General features: G+C 64.4%; 14 protein-coding genes and 1 pseudogene. 4 read left to right on the forward strand and 11 right to left on the reverse strand.

Features of this window, described 5'->3' with window-relative positions; genetic code table 11:
- The first annotated feature begins 239 nt into the window (after window positions 1-239).
- Window positions 240-2,530: pseudogene (locus IVB24_RS18150) on the forward strand (FdhF/YdeP family oxidoreductase).
- On the opposite strand, the gene IVB24_RS18155 reads toward IVB24_RS18150, so the two are convergent.
- The 6 genes from IVB24_RS18155 to IVB24_RS18180 all read right to left on the reverse strand — a co-directional run bounded on the left by IVB24_RS18155 (window position 2,477) and on the right by IVB24_RS18180 (window position 9,901).
- On the reverse strand, window positions 2,477-3,967 hold the full coding sequence (locus IVB24_RS18155) for an ATP-binding protein (protein WP_247773996.1): 1,491 nt from the start codon (window positions 3,965-3,967) through the stop codon (window positions 2,477-2,479). The pseudogene IVB24_RS18150 and the gene IVB24_RS18155 overlap by 54 nt on opposite strands.
- 100 nt (window positions 3,968-4,067) lie before the next feature.
- The gene (locus tag IVB24_RS18160; protein WP_247773997.1) at window positions 4,068-4,484 is read right to left on the reverse strand and encodes a thioesterase family protein; all 417 of its coding nucleotides are present in this window, start codon (window positions 4,482-4,484) and stop codon (window positions 4,068-4,070) included.
- Window positions 4,471-7,614: an efflux RND transporter permease subunit gene (locus IVB24_RS18165; RefSeq protein ID WP_247773998.1), complete on the reverse strand. Its 3,144-nt coding sequence runs from the start codon at window positions 7,612-7,614 to the stop codon at window positions 4,471-4,473. The genes IVB24_RS18160 and IVB24_RS18165 overlap by 14 nt, the downstream gene beginning before the upstream one ends.
- Complete coding sequence (locus IVB24_RS18170; RefSeq protein ID WP_166469754.1) at window positions 7,611-8,783, reverse strand: efflux RND transporter periplasmic adaptor subunit; 1,173 nt, start codon at window positions 8,781-8,783, stop codon at window positions 7,611-7,613. The genes IVB24_RS18165 and IVB24_RS18170 overlap by 4 nt, the downstream gene beginning before the upstream one ends.
- Entirely contained in the window at window positions 8,780-9,331 is a 552-nt protein-coding gene (locus tag IVB24_RS18175; protein ID WP_247773999.1) for a hypothetical protein, read from the reverse strand. Before IVB24_RS18175 ends, IVB24_RS18170 begins: the two co-directional genes overlap by 4 nt.
- A 117-nt stretch (window positions 9,332-9,448) precedes the next feature.
- Window positions 9,449-9,901: a hypothetical protein gene (locus IVB24_RS18180; protein WP_247774000.1), complete on the reverse strand. Its 453-nt coding sequence runs from the start codon at window positions 9,899-9,901 to the stop codon at window positions 9,449-9,451.
- A gap of 178 nt (window positions 9,902-10,079) precedes the next feature.
- Between IVB24_RS18180 and IVB24_RS18185 the strand changes: the two genes are divergently transcribed.
- Window positions 10,080-10,865 carry an alpha/beta hydrolase gene (locus IVB24_RS18185; RefSeq protein ID WP_247774001.1) on the forward strand — a complete coding sequence of 262 codons (786 nt, stop codon included), beginning with the start codon at window positions 10,080-10,082 and terminating at the stop codon, window positions 10,863-10,865.
- Window positions 10,866-11,574: 709 nt separating this feature from the next.
- Here IVB24_RS18185 and IVB24_RS18190 read toward each other — a convergent pair.
- The 3 genes from IVB24_RS18190 to IVB24_RS18200 form a co-directional block, all read right to left on the reverse strand.
- A complete protein-coding gene (locus tag IVB24_RS18190; RefSeq protein ID WP_094974828.1) occupies window positions 11,575-11,952 on the reverse strand; it encodes a response regulator in 378 nt (125 codons plus the stop codon).
- Window positions 11,953-12,055: 103 nt separating this feature from the next.
- Complete coding sequence (locus IVB24_RS18195; RefSeq protein WP_094974827.1) at window positions 12,056-12,727, reverse strand: response regulator transcription factor; 672 nt, start codon at window positions 12,725-12,727, stop codon at window positions 12,056-12,058.
- Window positions 12,724-14,610 (reverse strand): PAS domain-containing sensor histidine kinase, encoded by a 1,887-nt coding sequence (locus IVB24_RS18200; protein WP_247774002.1) that lies wholly within the window; start codon window positions 14,608-14,610, stop codon window positions 12,724-12,726. The genes IVB24_RS18195 and IVB24_RS18200 overlap by 4 nt, the downstream gene beginning before the upstream one ends.
- Window positions 14,611-15,094: 484 nt before the next feature.
- Between IVB24_RS18200 and IVB24_RS18205 the strand changes: the two genes are divergently transcribed.
- Both IVB24_RS18205 and IVB24_RS18210 read left to right on the forward strand, forming a co-directional pair.
- Complete coding sequence (locus tag IVB24_RS18205) at window positions 15,095-15,946, forward strand: AraC family transcriptional regulator (RefSeq protein WP_247774003.1); 852 nt, start codon at window positions 15,095-15,097, stop codon at window positions 15,944-15,946.
- Window positions 15,943-16,143: a hypothetical protein gene (locus tag IVB24_RS18210; protein ID WP_140478530.1), complete on the forward strand. Its 201-nt coding sequence runs from the start codon at window positions 15,943-15,945 to the stop codon at window positions 16,141-16,143. The genes IVB24_RS18205 and IVB24_RS18210 overlap by 4 nt, the downstream gene beginning before the upstream one ends.
- Before the next feature lie 46 nt (window positions 16,144-16,189).
- Here the strand turns inward: IVB24_RS18210 and IVB24_RS18215 are convergent, their stop codons facing one another.
- Window positions 16,190-16,744, reverse strand: a complete 555-nt coding sequence (locus IVB24_RS18215) for a TIGR02281 family clan AA aspartic protease (RefSeq protein ID WP_247774004.1) — start codon at window positions 16,742-16,744, stop codon at window positions 16,190-16,192.
- 28 nt (window positions 16,745-16,772) lie between these two features.
- Window positions 16,773-16,976 (reverse strand): DUF1289 domain-containing protein, encoded by a 204-nt coding sequence (locus IVB24_RS18220; protein ID WP_094974823.1) that lies wholly within the window; start codon window positions 16,974-16,976, stop codon window positions 16,773-16,775.
- Between the last annotated feature and the right edge of the window lie 24 nt (window positions 16,977-17,000).

A 17,000-nucleotide genomic window follows, 5' to 3' on the forward strand; every position in this document is an offset into this window, starting at 1 on the left:
CTCCTGAAAAATGTCGAAAGCCCTCCGTAGCGACGGGGCTCCAACCGCCAACCCTAGTTTCCGCTTGTCGTTTCAGCTTCCGAGAACGGCGCTGCTTTTGCCGGAATGCATGGCTGCTGCGGCCGACCATCCCGGTCCGGACGTGTGCAATTGCGAAATTCGGTTTCGTTTTGAAAAGACGGCTCTGCCCGCGCGATCCTTAACTACCGCGAAGAAGCACAAGATCGAGAGATGTCGAGATGACCACGAAATCGGTTCGTCCCTATGGTGGACCCGCCGGCGGCTGGGGCGCACTCAAGGCGCTCAGCGAGGCGCTTCTGGTGCAGAGGGCGCCGCTGAAGGGCGCAGCGACGCTGAGCCGGATGAATCAACCGGAGGGTTTTGATTGCCCCGGCTGCGCCTGGCCCGACCCGAAGCACACCTCGTCATTCGAATTCTGCGAGAACGGCGGCAAGGCGATCGCCTGGGAGACGACATCGAAGCGCTGCACCCCCGAATTCTTCGCCGAGCATACCGTCACGGAGCTCGCGGGCTGGAACGATTACGATCTCGAAATGGTCGGGCGGCTCACCCATCCGGTGGCTTACGATTCCGCATCCGATCGCTATCTCCCGGTCGAGTGGAGCGAAGCGTTCGACATGATCGGTCGGGAGCTTCGGGCCTTGCCCGATCCGAACATGGCGGAGTTCTACCCATCCGGGCGGACCTCGAACGAAGCCGCCTTCCTCTATCAGCTCTTCGTGCGCGAATACGGCACCAACAATTTCCCCGATTGCTCGAACATGTGCCATGAGGCGACCAGCGTCGGCCTGCCGTACTCGCTCGGCGTCGGCGAGGGCACCGTGTTGCTGGAGGATTTCGACAAGGCCGATTGCATCTTCATCTTCGGCCAGAATCCGGGCACCAACAGCCCACGGATGATGACGAGCCTGCACAACGCGGCTCGCCGCGGCGCATCGATCATCTCATTCAACCCGTTCCGAGAGCGGGCGCTGGAGCGTTTCCAGGCACCGCAGAGCCCCGTCGAGATGATCACGCTGTCGTCGACGCCGATCAGCTCAAAACTCTTCCAGGTCCGGGTCGGCGGCGACGTCGCCGTTCTCAAGGGGATCATGAAGATCGTGGTCGAGGCGGACGATGCCGCCCGCGCCGCCGAGCAGCCGGAGATCCTGGATTGGGATTTCATTCGCGGTCACACCGTCGGCGTCGAAGCGCTGATCGACGATCTCAAGCGCACGCAATGGCCTGATATCGAACGTCAGTCCGGCCTGACGCGCGAGGACATGGAATATGCCGCTGGCGCCTACATGAAGGCTGAGCGCGCCATCCTCGTCTACGGCATGGGCATCACCCAGCACTGGCGCGGCGCGAACAATGTCCAGCAGATCGCCAATCTCGCGCTGTTGCGCGGTAATGTCGGGCGCGAAGGCGCCGGCGTTTGCCCGGTTCGCGGTCATTCCAACGTGCAGGGCGATCGGACCGTGGGGATCACGGAGGTCCCCAAGGCGGAGTTCCTTGCACGCCTGGAGCAACGCTTCGGTTTCAAGCCTCCGGTCGCGCCGGGACACAACGTGGTCACCGCGCTGGAAGCCATGATCCGCGGCGAGGTGAAGGCCTTCTTCGCGATGGGCGGCAATTTTGCCGCGGCCATTCCGGATTGGCAGGCGACCCGGGCGGCGCTTGGCAGCTCGATCTGACCGTCCACGTCTCGACCAAGCTCAACCGCAGCCACCTGATCCACGGCCGCGCCGCCCTGATCCTGCCGTGCCTCGGACGGACCGAAGTCGATGTGCAGGCATCGGGGCCGCAGTCGGTCACGGTGGAGGATTCGATGTCGATGGTGCATGCATCCGGCGGCCGCAACGAGCCGGCATCGGAGCACCTGCTCAGCGAGGTCGCGATCGTCGCCGGCGTCGCCAAGGCGACGCTGGGCGAAAGCACGGTGGTCGACTGGGAGGGATTCGTTGCCGATTACGATCGCATCCGCGATGCGATCGAGGCGGTGTTCCCGATATTCCAGGGCTACAATGCCCGCATCCGCGTCCCCGGCGGCTTCCATCTCACTTCGACTGCACGCGAGCGCATCTGGGCGACGCCCTCGGGCAAGGCGAACTTCCTGGTCTTCCCGGGCTGCGGCGAAGACCCGCCGGAGAGCGATCCCGATTCGCTCTGGCTCACCACCATACGCAGCCACGATCAGTACAACACCACGCTCTACTCGATGTCCGATCGCTATCGCGGCGTTGTCGGCCAGCGCGACGTGATCTTCCTCAACGAATACGAGCTGAGGAAGCGCGGGCTTGCCGATGGCGATCGCGTCGACCTGATCACCGCCTCGACCGACGGCGCCGAGCGGATCGTGCGCAACTTCCGCGTCGTAGCCTATTCTTTTCCGACCGGCTGCTGCGCGGCCTACTATCCGGAGACCAATCCGTTGGTTCCGCTCTATGCCCGCGACCCGCTCAGCTTTACGCCGTCATACAAGGGCGTCCCGATCCGCCTGGTGCGTTCGGCTGCTCCCGGGGGATAGCGGCAGCGTAAACCAGAAGCGGGCGCCGCCATTGACGCCATGGCCTTCGGCGCCGATCCGGCCGCCGTGCGCTTCGACGATCGACCGGCAGATCGTTAGTCCCATGCCCATCCCATTGTCCTTGGTCGTGAAAAAGCTTTCGAACAGCCGATCGAGATGTTCGGCGGCAATGCCGGGACCGTTGTCTTCCACGGAGCAGCACAGCGTGGCCGCGTCTTGCGTGATCGTGCTGATGACGATTCTGCGATCGCCATATCCAGCCTGTGACAGCGCCTGCACCGCGTTGATGGCCAGGTTGACGATCACCTGTTGGAGCTGGGTGCGGTCACCGAGCACCTGTGGCGCGCTCGGATCGGGTTGGTGCAAAATGCTCACGCTTCGGGATTCCATCTCGTGTCGCAGGAAGAGAAGCGCTTCGCGGATGATCTCGTCGAACGACAGGGATGCCTGCTCGGGCGCTTTCCGGGAAGCCATCCCGTGAACGCGCGCCACGATGTTCGCGGCGCGCTGGGCATCCACGACGATGTTCTCGATGGTCTTGCGGATCTCGACGATATCGGGCGTAGGCCTGTTCAGCCACCGCAGCCCGGCGGCGCCGCTGGTTGCGATGGCGGCCAGCGGCTGGTTGACCTCGTGCGCGATCGAGGCGGTGAGCTCGCCGAGCATCGAGACGCGCGCAGCATGCGCGAACTCGGCCCGGACCTGCTGGAGCTTCTGCTGGGCGCGAACACGCTGTGAGATGTCGATGGTGCCGACCAGGCTGATTTCGAGGTCGTTGATGGGGCCGACGCGGGCCGTCGTGAAGAGGACGTCGACGACACGGCCGTCCCAGGTGACCATCTGGGTCTCTTCCTCGAAGTTCGTCTCACCGCCATAACGTGACTCCATGGCCCGCCGGAACGTATCGGGACGTTCCTTCCAGGTCTCGGCCATGGATGGTCCGACATAGCCGCTGACGCCGCCTCCGAACATCTGGACGGCCCGTTCGTTGGCCTCCTGAAACGAGAGCGCGTCCATGCAGGTCCGGAGGAACTCGGGATGGCTATCGAAATAGGGGCCGAGGTCCTTGACCCCTTCGCGGCGCAATTTCCGGAACAGCACGACCAGCCTGCTGGCGTCGAGCTGATGGAATGCGATCGGCATGCGGCTGAACAGATGGCGATATCGCTGCTCGCTCCGCTCCAGCTCGGTATGGGCCTTCTTCCGGGCGGTGAGCGTCAGGCTGATCACCACGAGCGAAGCCGCTATTGAGGCGGCGAATGCGATCGCTGTGAGATTGAAGCCGAGCAGGGAAAACGTGAACGACAACAAGCTCAGGGCGACACTACCCCACGCCCACAGTGGAGCGCGATTCCGCATGGGCCAGCCTGGGAGCATACGGCGCCACCATCGCTGGGGCTTTACGGGCGTGGAGCCATCCCGGCGTTCGAGCGTCATACGAAATATCTAATTCGACGTTGAAGAGTCGTCTTTTGCAATCTGACAGGTCCTTTGTCAAAGCGCACGAGGTCCGATCGGCTGCTCGCCGGCCGCGAGGCTAGGCCATCTCTGCTGTTGGTTTTGTCACGTCGAACCGCCGCTCGAACTCGGCGACATCGACTACGCCGCGCCGGTGTGTGCCGTCGCCGATCTTGCGGCCGCCGTCCCAGGCCTCGATTTCGAACAGCATGCTCTTGGCCTCGACCGCGATCACCCGCGCGATTGCGCGCACCGTGCGGCCGACCGGCGTTGCGGCGAGGTGGCGGATGTTGACCATCATCCCGACGCTCACATGGCCTGGGGGCAGGAACGGCTGCACCGCCGATCCGGCGGCCATTTCCATGTGCAGGATCATCATCGGCGTGCCGTAGACCGCCGGCATGCCTGGTATCACGTGGCCGACCGTCATCTCGGGCGTAACGGCCACCAGTTTGTCGGCGGTCATGCCGGCGGTCACCTTCTCAAGCGGATTCATGGCTCAGTTCCGTATCTGCCCCTGTTGTCGAGAGAGTGGACGTCGCGGCCGCCCGCGGCTTGCGCCCGGTGAACCAGTTGCCGAGCTTGTCAAGATAGAGATAGACCACGGGCGTGGTGTAGAGCGTCAGGATCTGCGAGAACATCAGGCCGCCGACGATGGTGTAGCCGAGCGGCTGGCGCAACTCCGCGCCGGTACCGGTGCCGAGCATCAGCGGCACGCCGCCGAGCAGCGCGGCCATCGTGGTCATCAGGATCGGGCGGAAGCGCAGCGTGCAGGCCTGGTAGATCGCCTCTTCCGGGCTGAGCCCGTGCTCGCGTTCCACCTGTAGAGCGAAATCGACCAGCATGATGCCGTTCTTCTTGACGATGCCGATCAGCAGGATGATGCCGATGATGGCGATGACGCTGAGATCCATATGGACGGCGAGTAGCAGCAGGAGCGCGCCGATGCCGGCCGAAGGCAGCGTCGACAGGATCGTGATCGGATGGATCAGGCTCTCATAGAGCACGCCGAGAATGATGTAGATCACGATCAGCGCCGCCCCGATCAATAGCGGCGTGCCCGACAGCGAGGACTGGAAGGCCTGCGCATTGCCCTGGAACGATGTCGACAGCGAGGCGGGCTTACCGATCTCCTTCTCGATCTTCTGGACCGCCGTCACCGCATCGCCGAGCGCTGCGCCGGGCCGCAGGTTGAACGAGATCGTGACCGAGGGAAACAGGCTCTGGTGATTGATCAGGATGGGCGCAGGCTTGATGACGGCGTGGACCAGCGTGCTCAGGGGCACCTGCTGGCCGCCAGCCGAGTTCAGGTAGATGTCCTTGAGCGCCTCGGGTCCGTATTGAAATTTCGGATCGACCTCCATCACGACGTGATACTGGTTCAGCGAGGTGAACATGGTGGAGACGATGCGCTGGCCGAAGGCGTCGTCGAGGGCGTTGTCGATCGTCGTCGGCAGGATACCGAAGCTGGAGGCGACTTCCCGATTGACGGTGACTTCGAGCCTCGGACCGGCATTGGCCTGGTCGCTCGCGACGTCGGTGATGAGGTCCAGCGCGCGGAGTTTTGCCAGGAAGGTCGCCGACCAGTTGGTGAGCTCGTTGGAATCTGCGTCCGTCAGCGTGTATTGATACTGCGTCTTCGACAGCCGTGCGCCGATGGTGATGTCCTGGGCAGCCTGCATGTAAAGCCTGATGCCCTGGATGTGGGCCAGCCGGGGCCCCAGCCGCTCGATCACCTGATCGGCGCTGGCCTTGCGCTCGGGCTTCGGCTTCAGGACGATGAAGATGCGTCCCTGATTGAGCGTTGCCGTCGGGCCGCCCGGACCGATATAGCTCGCCACCGACTGGATCGCCGGATCTTTCGAGAGGATGCCGACGATCGCCTGCTGACGTTCGGACATCGCGGGGAAGGAGATGTCCTGGGCAGCCTCGGTGATGCCGACGATCTGCCCGGTGTCCTGCTGCGGGAAGAAACCTTTCGGGATGATCACGTACAGATAGCCGGTCAGCGCGATGGTCGAGAGCATCACCAGCAGCGTCACGAAGCGATGGCGCAGAACGATCCGCAGGCCTCTCGCATAGAGTGAAAGCAGGGCATCGAATCCCCGTTCGAAGGCGAGATAGAGCCGGCCGTGTTTCTTCCGCGATTGATCCTTCAGCAGCCGCGCGCACATCATCGGCGTCAGTGTGAGCGAGATGACCAGAGACAGCAGCAGCGCGGCGGTGATCGTGACTGCGAATTCCTGGAACAGCTTGCCGACGTAACCGCCCATCAGGAACAGCGGGATGAACACCGCGATCAGCGACAGGGTGATGGAGATGATGGTGAAGCCGATCTCGCTGGAGCCCTTGAGCGCCGCTTCCATCGGCGTCATGCCCTGCTCGAGATGGCGTACGATGTTCTCGATGACCACGACGGCATCGTCGACCACGAAGCCGACCGCGATCGACAGCGCCATCAGCGAGAGATTGTCCAGGCTGTAGCCGAGCACGTAGAGAACCGCGAACGCGCCGATCAGCGCCAGTGGAACCGTGATCGCCGGAATGACGGTGGCCCAGAAATTCCGCAGGAACAGGAAGATGACCATTACCACCAATGCGACCGTCAGCATCAGGGTGAACTGGACGTCGGAGACCGCGGCGCGGATGGTGGCGGTCCGGTCGGCGGCGATCGTCACCTTGATCGCCGGCGGAACGGAGGCCTGCAGTTGCGGCAGCAGCTTCTTGATCCGGTCGACGGTCTGGATCACGTTGGCACCGGGCACGCGCTGGACTGCCAGAATGATGGCGCGCTCTTTGCCGTACCAGCCGGCCAGCAGGTCGTTCTCGGGTCCTTCGATCGCTGTGCCGATATCGCGTATGCGCACCGGCGAGCCGTTGCGGTAGGCGATGATGAGGTCCTCATAGGCGGAGGGCTTGAGCAGTTGATCGTTGGTGTTCAACGTATAGGTGACGCGCGGGCTGTTGAGCGTGCCCTTCGGCAAATCGACATTGGCGCCGGCGATCACGTTGCGGACGTCTTCGAGGCCGATGCCGCGGGCGGCGAGCGCCTGCGGATTGACGCGGACACGGATTGCGGGCTTCTGCTGGCCGCCGATGCCGACCAGGCCCACGCCAGGCACCTGCGAGATCTTCGGCAGCAGGATGTTCTCCGCGTAGGCGTCGACCGTGGTCAGCGGTAACGAGTCCGACGTCAGCGCGATCAGCATGATCGGCGTCTCGGCCGGATTGACCTTCCTGATCGTCGGCGGGTAGGGGATGTTCGGCGGCAGGAAGGGGCTCGCGGCGTTGATCGCGGCCAGCACGTCGACCGCGGCGCTGTCGACCGTGCGCGACAGCTCGAACTGCACTGTGAGCTGTGCCACGCCGAGTGCGCTGGACGAGGTGAGCTGGGTGATGCCGGGAATCTGGCTGAGCTGCTGTTCGAGCGGCGTGGCCAGGGACGACGCGATCGTGCCGGGGTCCGCGCCCGGCAGTTGCGCCGAGATCTGGATGGTCGGGTAGTTGACGTTCGGCAGCGCGCCGACCGGCAGCAGCGGATAGGCCGCAAGGCCGCACAACAGCAAGCCGGCCATCAGCAGGGCAGTCGCGATCGGCCGCAGGATGAAGGGCGCGGAGAGGTTCATGGGAGCGCGTCCTGCACGGCGCTTTGCAGATCGGCTTCGCGTGCCGCCTTGCCGTGCAGTTCTCTGACGCGGCTTCCTTCGGTCAACCGATACTGGCCATCGACCACGACGACGTCGCCCGATTTCAAGCCCCGATCGATCAGGGCCTGTCCGTCGCTGATCTCGACCACGTGAACGGGGCGCAAGGTGGCTGTCTGATCGGCAGACACGACGTAGACATAGCTGCCGTTCGGACCTTGCTGAACTGCCGATCCCGCCACCGTCAGGGCATCCTTGCGGGTCTCCAGCAGCAGGCGCGCGTTCACCAGCTGGCCCGGCCACAGCCGGTGCTCATGGTTCGGGAATACCGCCTTGAGCTGGACGGTGCCGGTGGTCCCCGCGATCTCGTTGTTGACAAGCAGCAGCGTGCCCTCATCGAGCTTCATTTTATTGTCTTGGCTGTAGGCGATGACCTTCAGCGCTCCCTTCGCGGCCTGCTCCTGGATTGCGGGCAGATCCGCCTGCGGCAGGGTGAACAGCAGCGAGATCGGTTCGATCTGGGTGACGACGACCAGACCGTTCGGATCGGTCGGATGAATCACGTTGCCGACGTCGATCTGGCGGACACCCGTGATGCCGGGGATCGCCGACGTCAGGCGCGTGTAGCTGAGCTGGACATTGGCCTGATCGATTTGCGCCTCGTCGGCCTTCACGGCGGCCTTGAGCTGCGCCACCTGCGCCGTCTGCGTCTCGATCAGTTGCGGGGTCGCATAACCCTTGTCGCCGAGCTGATTGTAGCGAGAAAGATTGGCCTCGGCGTTCACGAGCTGCGCCTGGTCCCGGTCGCGGTTCGCCGTCAGCTGCTCGATCTGTGCCTCGTAAGGACGAGGATCGATTTGGGCGAGCAGGTCGCCGGCTTTGACGGTCTGGCCCTCGGTGAACGCGATCTTGACGATCTGTCCCTGAATCTGGCTGCGCACGACGTCAGTGTTGTAGGCGATCACCGTGCCGATGCCGCGCAGATAGATCGGAACATCCTTGCCGGTGACGGTGGCAGCAACCACTGGCACGGCGGCGGGCAGCGGCGCGGCGGTGACGATCGGCTTCTTGTCGCCGCCGAAAAGCCAGAAGCCTCCGCCGACCACGATTGCGGCGAGAGCAACGAGTGCAATGGTGAGGCTCCGTTTCACGGCGATGATCCTCCTTGATCTCCGGGATTGCCGGAGCCGTTGATTGAACTCGTGCTGCCCACGGAGTCAGGGCCGGGCACCGGCACGAACGAACTGATTCCGGCACCGCCGAGTTCGGTGGATCCGAGCGGAATCCCGACGCGTCCGACTGTCGATGTCGAGGGAGGCAAGGCTGACTGGGTCGTCAAGCCGTTCGGGCAGGCAAGTGACGAGCTTCCGGAGAGGCCGCCGCCGTCGAACAGGGCTCCCGATGATCCGGGATTGCCTGATGCGGCGCAGTTCGTCGTGCCTTGCAATGGCGTGATCGGAGATACGCCCGGCGTTGCAATTTCAGTCGAGCCCAGCGGAATGCCTTCAGGCCGTGTCGAACCCATGTTGAGCGGCGAGGTCGAGAGCATTCCGATCGATGGTGGCATCGTCGGCAGTGCCGTTTGCGCAATAACCGCTGCGGCGGGCAGCCATATCAGGCCAAATGCAAGAGCCGCACCCAGAAGCATCGATGTAAACCGGCGGTATTTGGACCTGTTCGAGGAGGGCTGTTCTCGCATGGGCTGCTCCGGATTCCTTCATTGCGCGGAACGATAGGGAACGGCCGGCGTGCCGGTATTCCCTGAACGCACGTCCCGCTGTCTGGCCGCACGATCGCAAAGGCATCCCCTCCGGAATCATTGTGGCTCCTGCTGGAGCAGTAGCGTCGCCTCGGACAACTCGCGGCGGCACCTGGCGATGTCGCCGGAACCGTCCGCCGCCCGCGCGCGATCGAGGGCATCGAGCGCGAGCCGAAGATGCGCTCCCCTTGCGCCTTCCGCCTGCGCCAGAGATCGCGGCGTGGGCTGATCACCGCGTAGTGCCTCGAGGCTCTCCGGACTCCAGCCATTTGCGTCTGCATTCTTCTCAATGGCGGCGTCCAGCTGTGCCTGGACACGCCCGACCGAATCCTCGCAGGACGCTGCATGGACCGGAGTTGCCGCATTCAGGAGGACTATAAGGGCAGCTGCGATCCGGATGAGTGAATTCGGTGTCATTGTCGATCCCTGCGCCATCGTCGATCGGTTCGACCTGTGGTTTCTGCGGAAGACGATGGCAGTCTTCGCGACGTCGTGACTCTCCGCACGCATGGCATGTGCTCCGCTCGAAGTGCACGGCCTAAGTAGGTCGCGTCCGGAGGATGTGCGAGTGGCCGCAATTGTGACGAGCAGTTTTCGGCGTGCGAAGTGGCAAGGGCCGTTGCTTGCCGAAATACGCAGGCCAGCGGCGGAACTAGTGTCGCGCATTCCAACCCGGAGTGATCCCGACATGAAGCACCCCAACGCTGGTCTGGCCTTTGCCGCCGCTCTCTCTCTGTTCGCGACCGTTGCTCCCGCACGCGCAGAACCCCTGAAGAACATCGTCCTGGTACACGGGGCCTGGGTGGATGCGTCCGGCTGGAAGCCGGTCTATGAGATCCTCACCAAGGAGGGTTTCCGCGTCACCATGGTGCAGGAGCCCGAGACGTCGTTCGCCGACGACGTCACGGCGGCGAAGCGCATTCTCGATCAACAGGACGGTCCGACACTCCTCGTCGGCCACAGCTATGGCGGCTCCATTATCACTGAAGCCGGAGTCCATCCCAACGTCGTCGGTCTCGTCTACGTCGCCGCGCACGCGCCCGACGTCGGCGAAGATGAATCGGCGCTGGGCAAGAAGACGCCGAGCGTGCTCGGCAAGACCGAGGGCGTCATCAAGGTCACCCCCGACAAGTTCACCTATCTCGATCCCGTGCAATTCCCGAAACTGTTCGCGCCCGATCTGCCGCGTGAGCGCGCCGAGTTCGTCGCTCGCTCGCAGGTCCCGGCTGCGGCGCAGGTCTTCAGCACGCCGCTCACTGCGGCCGCATGGAAGACCAAGCCGAGCTGGGGCGTCGTGGCCGGTAGCGACCAGATCATCAATCCGGATCTCGAGCGCTGGTACTATGAGCGCGCTAAGAGCCAGATCACCGTCATCCCCGGCGCCAGCCACTCGGTCTACGAGTCGCATCCGAAGGAAGTCGCAGCTGTGATCACTCGCGCCGCGCGCAGCATCCACCAGCCGGCTACGCGCTGACGACGTTTTCTCGCCGGTCCTGACGCACGGCCGGCAGAAGGAAAGGGCGGCGGGAGAGACAGCACTCCCGCCGACCTGACCGACCAAAACTGCGAAGAAGCAAGGGTTGTAACGGGCTGGCAAAACAACCGCCTTGCGCGCGATGCCCGCGTTGCGGCCGGCGCCGACTGTGCACGCGGCAGGATCGTCGAGGCACGCGACGCCAGGCGTTTGCTTGCGCGCGTCACCTGAGCGGCTAGCGCCACCAGGTTCCGAAGAGACGATGCCGTCGATCGCGCTGCGCGGTCGAAAAAAGGGGCCGTCCTTTGGGGGAGGACGGCCCTGAGATGCTCGTATGCCCAGGGAGGAGGGAGGCTCGAGCGGTGACGTGGGGGTCTCAGTCACCTGACACGCACAGCATCGCCGATCCCGCAGCCAAAGTATTTCACGAACCCCTTCTGTTTCTCATTTCGCATGATTCACGAGAAGTCTGCGGGCCGCACCCAAGACACGGCCTTGCGAGCCGGAGCCGGATTGCTGGCTGAGAGCCTGGATGAAGTCGACGCGTTCCGGCTGGCGCGGCGCCAGCGCGCGGGCACCCCGGCGAGGGCCGTCTCGGAATGTCGTAAATCGAAGCCGAGTGGAGGCTTGCCGGGCTCACCGGTATTTCCGGTCCACCAACCTGTTTGCCGGAATGTACGTCGGGTTGGGAGGAGAGCCCTCTTGCGGACTACGGCGCGTGGCCTGCCAGCGCCTCTTCGAGGCAGCGGATGATCTCGTCACCGCTGGAGGGCTTGCCGAGATAGCAATGCGCGCCTGCGGCCATCACACGCTGGCGCACGTTTTCGCTCGGAAACGCCGTCATGAAGATGATCGGGAAATGGCGGCCGGCGGCAACCAGCCGGGCCTGCAACTCATCGCCGGAGATAACGGGCATCTGGACGTCGGCGATCATGCACGCGGGATCGTCTCCCGGTGCCTGCCGCAGGAAGTCCATGCCGGATGCGTAGGCCTGGGCTTCGTAGCCGATCGAGCGCACGAGGCTCGCAAGCGAGGTGCGAACGCCCTCGTCGTCGTCTACGATCGCAATCACCGGGGTTTTGGCCATGAGCGCACAATCCTGACCGCGGTGTTCCGCAAGGAGAAGTACCTCCCTTTGCGCGGCCGATAACGTCTTATATGCACCCGGATCAGCCCGGCCGGAACTATACTCAGGTTTGGTCCGTAGTCCTGCGGGTCTGGGAAACCCCGAGCGCCTCGGCCTTGCGGACGAGGTCGGCCAGCGACCGGACCTCCATCTTGCGCATGACGTTCCCGCGGTGGATCTTGACTGTGATCTCGCTGAGACCGATCAGGGCGGCGACCTGCTTGTTCATCAGGCCAGCGGTGACATGGCCCATCACCTCACGCTCGCGCGCCGTCAGGGTCTCGTATTGGGCGCGGATGTCCTCCTTGGTCGCGGCCTCGGCGCGGTGCTGTGCATCGCGCTCGAGCGCCGCCGTCACCGCGTCGAGCATGTCCTGGTCGCGAAACGGCTTGGCGAGGAAATCGACTGCGCCGGCCTTCATGGCACGCACCGACATCGGAATGTCGCCATGACCGGTCATGAAGATGATGGGATGTCTGATGCCGTGCCGGACGAGCTGGCCCTGCAGATCGAGCCCGCTCACACCGGGAAGGCGGACGTCCAGCACGATGCAGCCGGGGCGGTCCGGCAGCGCGCCGCCGAGCAGTTCGGCGGGCGAGGCGAACAGGCGCGTCTCGAGGCCGACGGATCGGAACAGGCTGTCGAGCGAAGCGCGGATCCCGGCATCGTCATCGACGATGATGACGACCGAATTGAGGGATTGGGCAGGCGGCTGCGCTTGGTCTGGTCGTGTCATGGTCCGGGATGTTCTTGATGTTCTTGGGCGTATGGCAGTGTCAGGCGGAACGTCGTCCCCGCGCCGGGCGTGCTCTGGACCGACAACTGGCCGCCGTGAGCTTCCACCGTCGTTCGGCAGATCGCAAGTCCCATGCCCATTCCCCCGGGTTTCGTCGTGAAGAACGGATCAAACAGGCGGGGTATGTCTTCAGGCCGGACGCCGGGACCGCTGTCCTGAACTGTGATGGCGAGACGCTCGTGGTCGACGGCGCTGGCGCGCAGCTTGACGGTGCGGGAACCGGGCTGACCTGACATGGCCTGGCCGGCATTGACCAGCAGATTGACGAGCACCTGCTGAAGCTGGATCCGGTCGCCGCGAATCGGCCCCAGCCCATGCTCGGTCTCGGAGGTGAGGACGACGTCGTCGTTGGCAAGCTCCCTAGCGACCAGAAGGGCCGCGTCCTCGATGATCTCGGCGATATCGATACTGTCCTGCTGGGGGGGCGCCTTCTTCAGGAAGGTCCGGATGCGCGCCACGATCTCGCTGGCGCGGCGGCCTGCCGCGACGATCTGGACGATCGTGGCCGCGACCTCGTCCAGATTGGGCACCTCGCGCCGCAGCCAGCGCAGGCCGGCCTCTCCGCTGGTGACGATCGCCGCCAGAGGCTGGTTGACCTCGTGGGCAATGGAGGCGGTGAGCTCGCCGAGGGTGGCGACGCGTGCGGCATGGGCGAGCTCCGCCTGCGCCGCAAGCAGGGCATCCTGCGCCTGCTTGCGCTCGGTGATGTCGACGACAAAAGCGAGCACGTTGCGATCGCCGTCAGGCCCGGAGGGAAAGGTGATCGTGAACAGCACGGGAACCTTGCGTCCGTCGAACCTGACGATCTCGGTCTCGCCTTCGTAGAACGGTTCCCTTTCCGCGAACGCGATCAAGGCGCCGAGGAAACTCCGGTCGTTCTCACCGAGAAGCAGATCCACATTTTCGATGAAGGCCGAGGCGCCGTTTGCCCCTGCCATCTTTTGCAGGGCCGGATTGACGTCGGTGATTTTGGCGAGCCGGCGGGCATTCCGGACGAAATCAGGATGTTGCACCAGATGGTCGTGCAGGCCGGTGCCGGCGGTGTCCAGCGACTGCAGTGCGGCCCGGACTTCGCTCCAGTCCTCTTCGACCACGCCGATCCGGCTGGCGTCGAACATCCGGCGGTACCGCTGCTCGCTCTGCACCAGCGCGCTGTGTGCGGCGACGCGGTCGGTGACGTCGGTGTGCGTCTCGAGGACCCCGACGGGCTTGCCGAGACGGTCGTGCTGCAGGGCCCATCGGGCATCGACGGTGAGCACGGCGCCGTCTTTGGTTCGCTGCTGCACGTGGCCTTCCCATCGACCAGTGTCGAGCAGGCCCGCTTCGATGATCTCGCGCCGGTCGGGATATGTGCTTCGCAGAAGCTTGTCGGCGAGCTGTCCGAGCGCCTCGTCGGCCGACCAGCCATAGGCCTGCTCGGCGGTCTTGTTCCAGAAGGTGATTACGCCGCCGCGATCCCTGGCGAAGATCATGTCATGCGAGAGGTTGAGCAGGCGCGCCTGCGCTGCGAGGCGCTGCGTCGCCGCGTGATTTTGCAGCGCCAGCAGAGTCGTGATCCCGATCGCCGCGAGGCTCACCAACAAGCGAAGCAAGGGCGAGGCGATGCTCTCCAGATCGTGCGACAGCAGATAGGCGGAAATCGTCAGGACGACGCAGCCGGCCGCGGCGACGATGGTGTCGTCGCGCCGGTTGGTCTTCGCCGCGAGCAGGATCGCGACGACATAGAGCACGGCGACCGCTCCCTCGAGCGGCGTCAGCACGTCAACCAGGAAGACTGTCACGGCGAGGATGGCGGAGCAGAACCGCAAGCCGGCGCGGCTCATGGATGAACCGGTAGTTCGATCATGAGTCGTCATCGTCGCTGGCAGTCGCAATTCTCATAGCAGCGGCGTTGATGCCGCGATTTGATCGCGTTCACAACAGTCCGCCGCGTGATTTTCGTGCCCTCGTGGAAGACCTGCGCGCGACGCAATCCGGCGAAAGTGCCGGCAGCTGGCATTCCCTGCGGAAACCGGCCGGCTCGCGTGGTTCCGTCGGCGAATCTGCGCAAAGGCGCGTCAACTTACCGCAGGCGCCGCATGTCGCGCTTCGCGTCCCATCCGCGATGCAGGTGATCACCGCACGGTCGCGCTACCCCGGCGAACCTGCCTCGATCATACCTAGGTATGACACGGCTAACCCGAGAACCTATCGATACACCCGCGCGTAGAATGGATCGGGCGGACCGCCGAACTACTCTGCTCCCACGACATTCGGACAAGCCGGTCAGGCTTGGCCGGATCGAAAACGGGACAAGGAGATTCGACGATGTCGCTGCAGATGTCACGCTCACAGGCAATCAAGGATCATGACGTTCGCGCGATCGATATCTCGGCGATCGATCGCGATCCGCTCGGGCTGTCGAAATTCCCTGACCGGTTCGGCGAAGACGGAGCGACGCTGTCCTTCGTCCATCTGGATGTCGCCCTGGCAGTCGAGACGCAGGCGGCTGATGTCGAGCCATCTGCCGTTCATGGTCCTCGCTTCCGGCTCTCTGCAAAACTCCTGGCGGGGCAGCCTGTCGAGAGCGAGCAGGCGCCCACAGCGGAAGCCGCCGATCCGGTCATGCGGCGCCTGTCGGCCGCGCTCGCGGCGGCCGAAGCCGCGCACGATGCCCATTCGGCGATCATGGCCGATGCCTTGCGGCTCGCGATCCTCACCCGGACGTTCAGCCGGCAGTCGCTTCGCGCACCGGCCGAGCTTGGCCCGGCTGACGCCGTTCGCGAGGAGGACGCGGGCCGGGCCGTGCGGTCGCTGCAAAACTGGCGCCTCAAGCGTGTCCTGCAATATGTCGACAAGAACCTGACCGCCAAGATCACGCTTCAGGACCTGGCGGCCGTGGCCGGGTTGAGCAGGATGCACTTCGCCGCGCAGTTCCGCGCCGCCACCGGCGTTCGGCCTCACGAATACCTGCTGAGGCGGCGGATCGAACGCGCCCAGGAGTTGCTCAAGCAGGCCGAAGTCACCTTGGTCGATATCGCCTTGACCGTGGGCTTCCAGACCCAGGCGCATTTCACCACGGTGTTCAAGCGCTTCGTCGGCGATACGCCGTATCAATGGCGGAGCGCCTATCTCGCGCAATTCATGCCGCTGCCGCGCGCAAAGGCAGGCCCGTCATGAGCAGCATTGCCACCCTTCTGCCGCTCGCGGGCACTCATTTGATGCTGACGCATCTTGAACCGATGGAGATGGTCGGGTTTGTCCGCGCTCTCGGCAATTCGTATCGCCTGGCAGCTTCGGAGCCCGGTTCAAGCGTTATCCATGGCCGATTCATCCTGGATTTCTTCAGGACCATCGTCGCATGCCTCGCGCGCTAGGTACGCATCCACATTGGCGCCGGCGGACGCCGCGATCGTGAGGTTGCTAGTCGATCGCCGTCCGCTGGCGGCGACGGCCGCCGTGAAGCTCGGGATAGCCGGTCAGCATCAGCTTGTCGGCGCGCACGCCCCAGCTCTCCAGGCGGTCGAGGAAGCTCATGCCGAGCAGATTGGTCTTCATCTGCCCGCGCTGGACGACGAGGGCCGGCACCGATTTTTCGACGAGATGGCCGACGGAGAGACGGTCGAGCGTGAGGCGGGCTGCCTTGGTATGGCCGCCCGCGGTTTCCAGATCGACATCGTATTCGAGCATCTCGAGCGGCAGGCCGATCGCTTTCGCGGTTTCCCAGGTCAGCACCACCGACGTCGCGCCGGTATCGATCACCATCGGCGCGGCGACGCCGTTGATCTTCGCACGCAGCGCGAATTCGCCGCCCTGGCCGCGCGGGATCTGTACGGCGGGGGCGGGCGTTGCCGTTTGGCTGCGGAAGATGTGCGAGACCTTGTGACTGGCGCGGGCGATCTTATCGGGGTCGCCATAGGCGACGACTGCGCCTGCCGTGCCGGCGAGCATGGCGAGAACGAGCAGGAAGCGGATCATCGCACGCCTCCGCAGGCGCACAGGCCGGTCAGGTGCGTTTCGGCGATGCCGCGATCGGCGCCAGTCCAGCTTCCGTCATGCGCGCCGGCAACAGCGCCATGACCGAGAGCCGGTCCGCGCTTTCCATGGCGTGCCAGCGCGCGATCTCGGGCAAGGTCCGGCCACAGCCGAAGCACAGCTTGGTCCTGGGATCGATCATGCAGACGGCGACGCACGGCGTTTCTTTGCTCATTCGGACATAGTGGGGGATTGTCGG

The organism is Bradyrhizobium sp. 192, from assembly GCF_023100965.1.
Taxonomy (GTDB): Bacteria; Pseudomonadota; Alphaproteobacteria; order Rhizobiales; family Xanthobacteraceae; genus Bradyrhizobium; species Bradyrhizobium symbiodeficiens.

Bases quoted from the DNA above. Each gene is read 5' to 3' on its own strand.
- IVB24_RS18155 (WP_247773996.1), bottom strand. From the start codon at position 3,967: ATGACGCTCGAACGCCGGGATGGCTCCACGCCCGTAAAGCCCCAGCGA.
- IVB24_RS18160 (WP_247773997.1), bottom strand. From the start codon at position 4,484: ATGAATCCGCTTGAGAAGGTGACCGCCGGCATGACCGCCGACAAACTG.
- IVB24_RS18165 (WP_247773998.1), bottom strand. From the start codon at position 7,614: ATGAACCTCTCCGCGCCCTTCATCCTGCGGCCGATCGCGACTGCCCTG.
- IVB24_RS18175 (WP_247773999.1), bottom strand. From the start codon at position 9,331: ATGCGAGAACAGCCCTCCTCGAACAGGTCCAAATACCGCCGGTTTACA.
- IVB24_RS18180 (WP_247774000.1), bottom strand. From the start codon at position 9,901: ATGCGTGCGGAGAGTCACGACGTCGCGAAGACTGCCATCGTCTTCCGC.
- IVB24_RS18185 (WP_247774001.1), top strand. From the start codon at position 10,080: ATGAAGCACCCCAACGCTGGTCTGGCCTTTGCCGCCGCTCTCTCTCTG.
- IVB24_RS18190 (WP_094974828.1), bottom strand. From the start codon at position 11,952: ATGGCCAAAACCCCGGTGATTGCGATCGTAGACGACGACGAGGGCGTT.
- IVB24_RS18195 (WP_094974827.1), bottom strand. From the start codon at position 12,727: ATGACACGACCAGACCAAGCGCAGCCGCCTGCCCAATCCCTCAATTCG.
- IVB24_RS18200 (WP_247774002.1), bottom strand. From the start codon at position 14,610: ATGAGCCGCGCCGGCTTGCGGTTCTGCTCCGCCATCCTCGCCGTGACA.
- IVB24_RS18205 (WP_247774003.1), top strand. From the start codon at position 15,095: ATGTCGCTGCAGATGTCACGCTCACAGGCAATCAAGGATCATGACGTT.
- IVB24_RS18210 (WP_140478530.1), top strand. From the start codon at position 15,943: ATGAGCAGCATTGCCACCCTTCTGCCGCTCGCGGGCACTCATTTGATG.
- IVB24_RS18215 (WP_247774004.1), bottom strand. From the start codon at position 16,744: ATGATCCGCTTCCTGCTCGTTCTCGCCATGCTCGCCGGCACGGCAGGC.
- IVB24_RS18220 (WP_094974823.1), bottom strand. From the start codon at position 16,976: ATGAGCAAAGAAACGCCGTGCGTCGCCGTCTGCATGATCGATCCCAGG.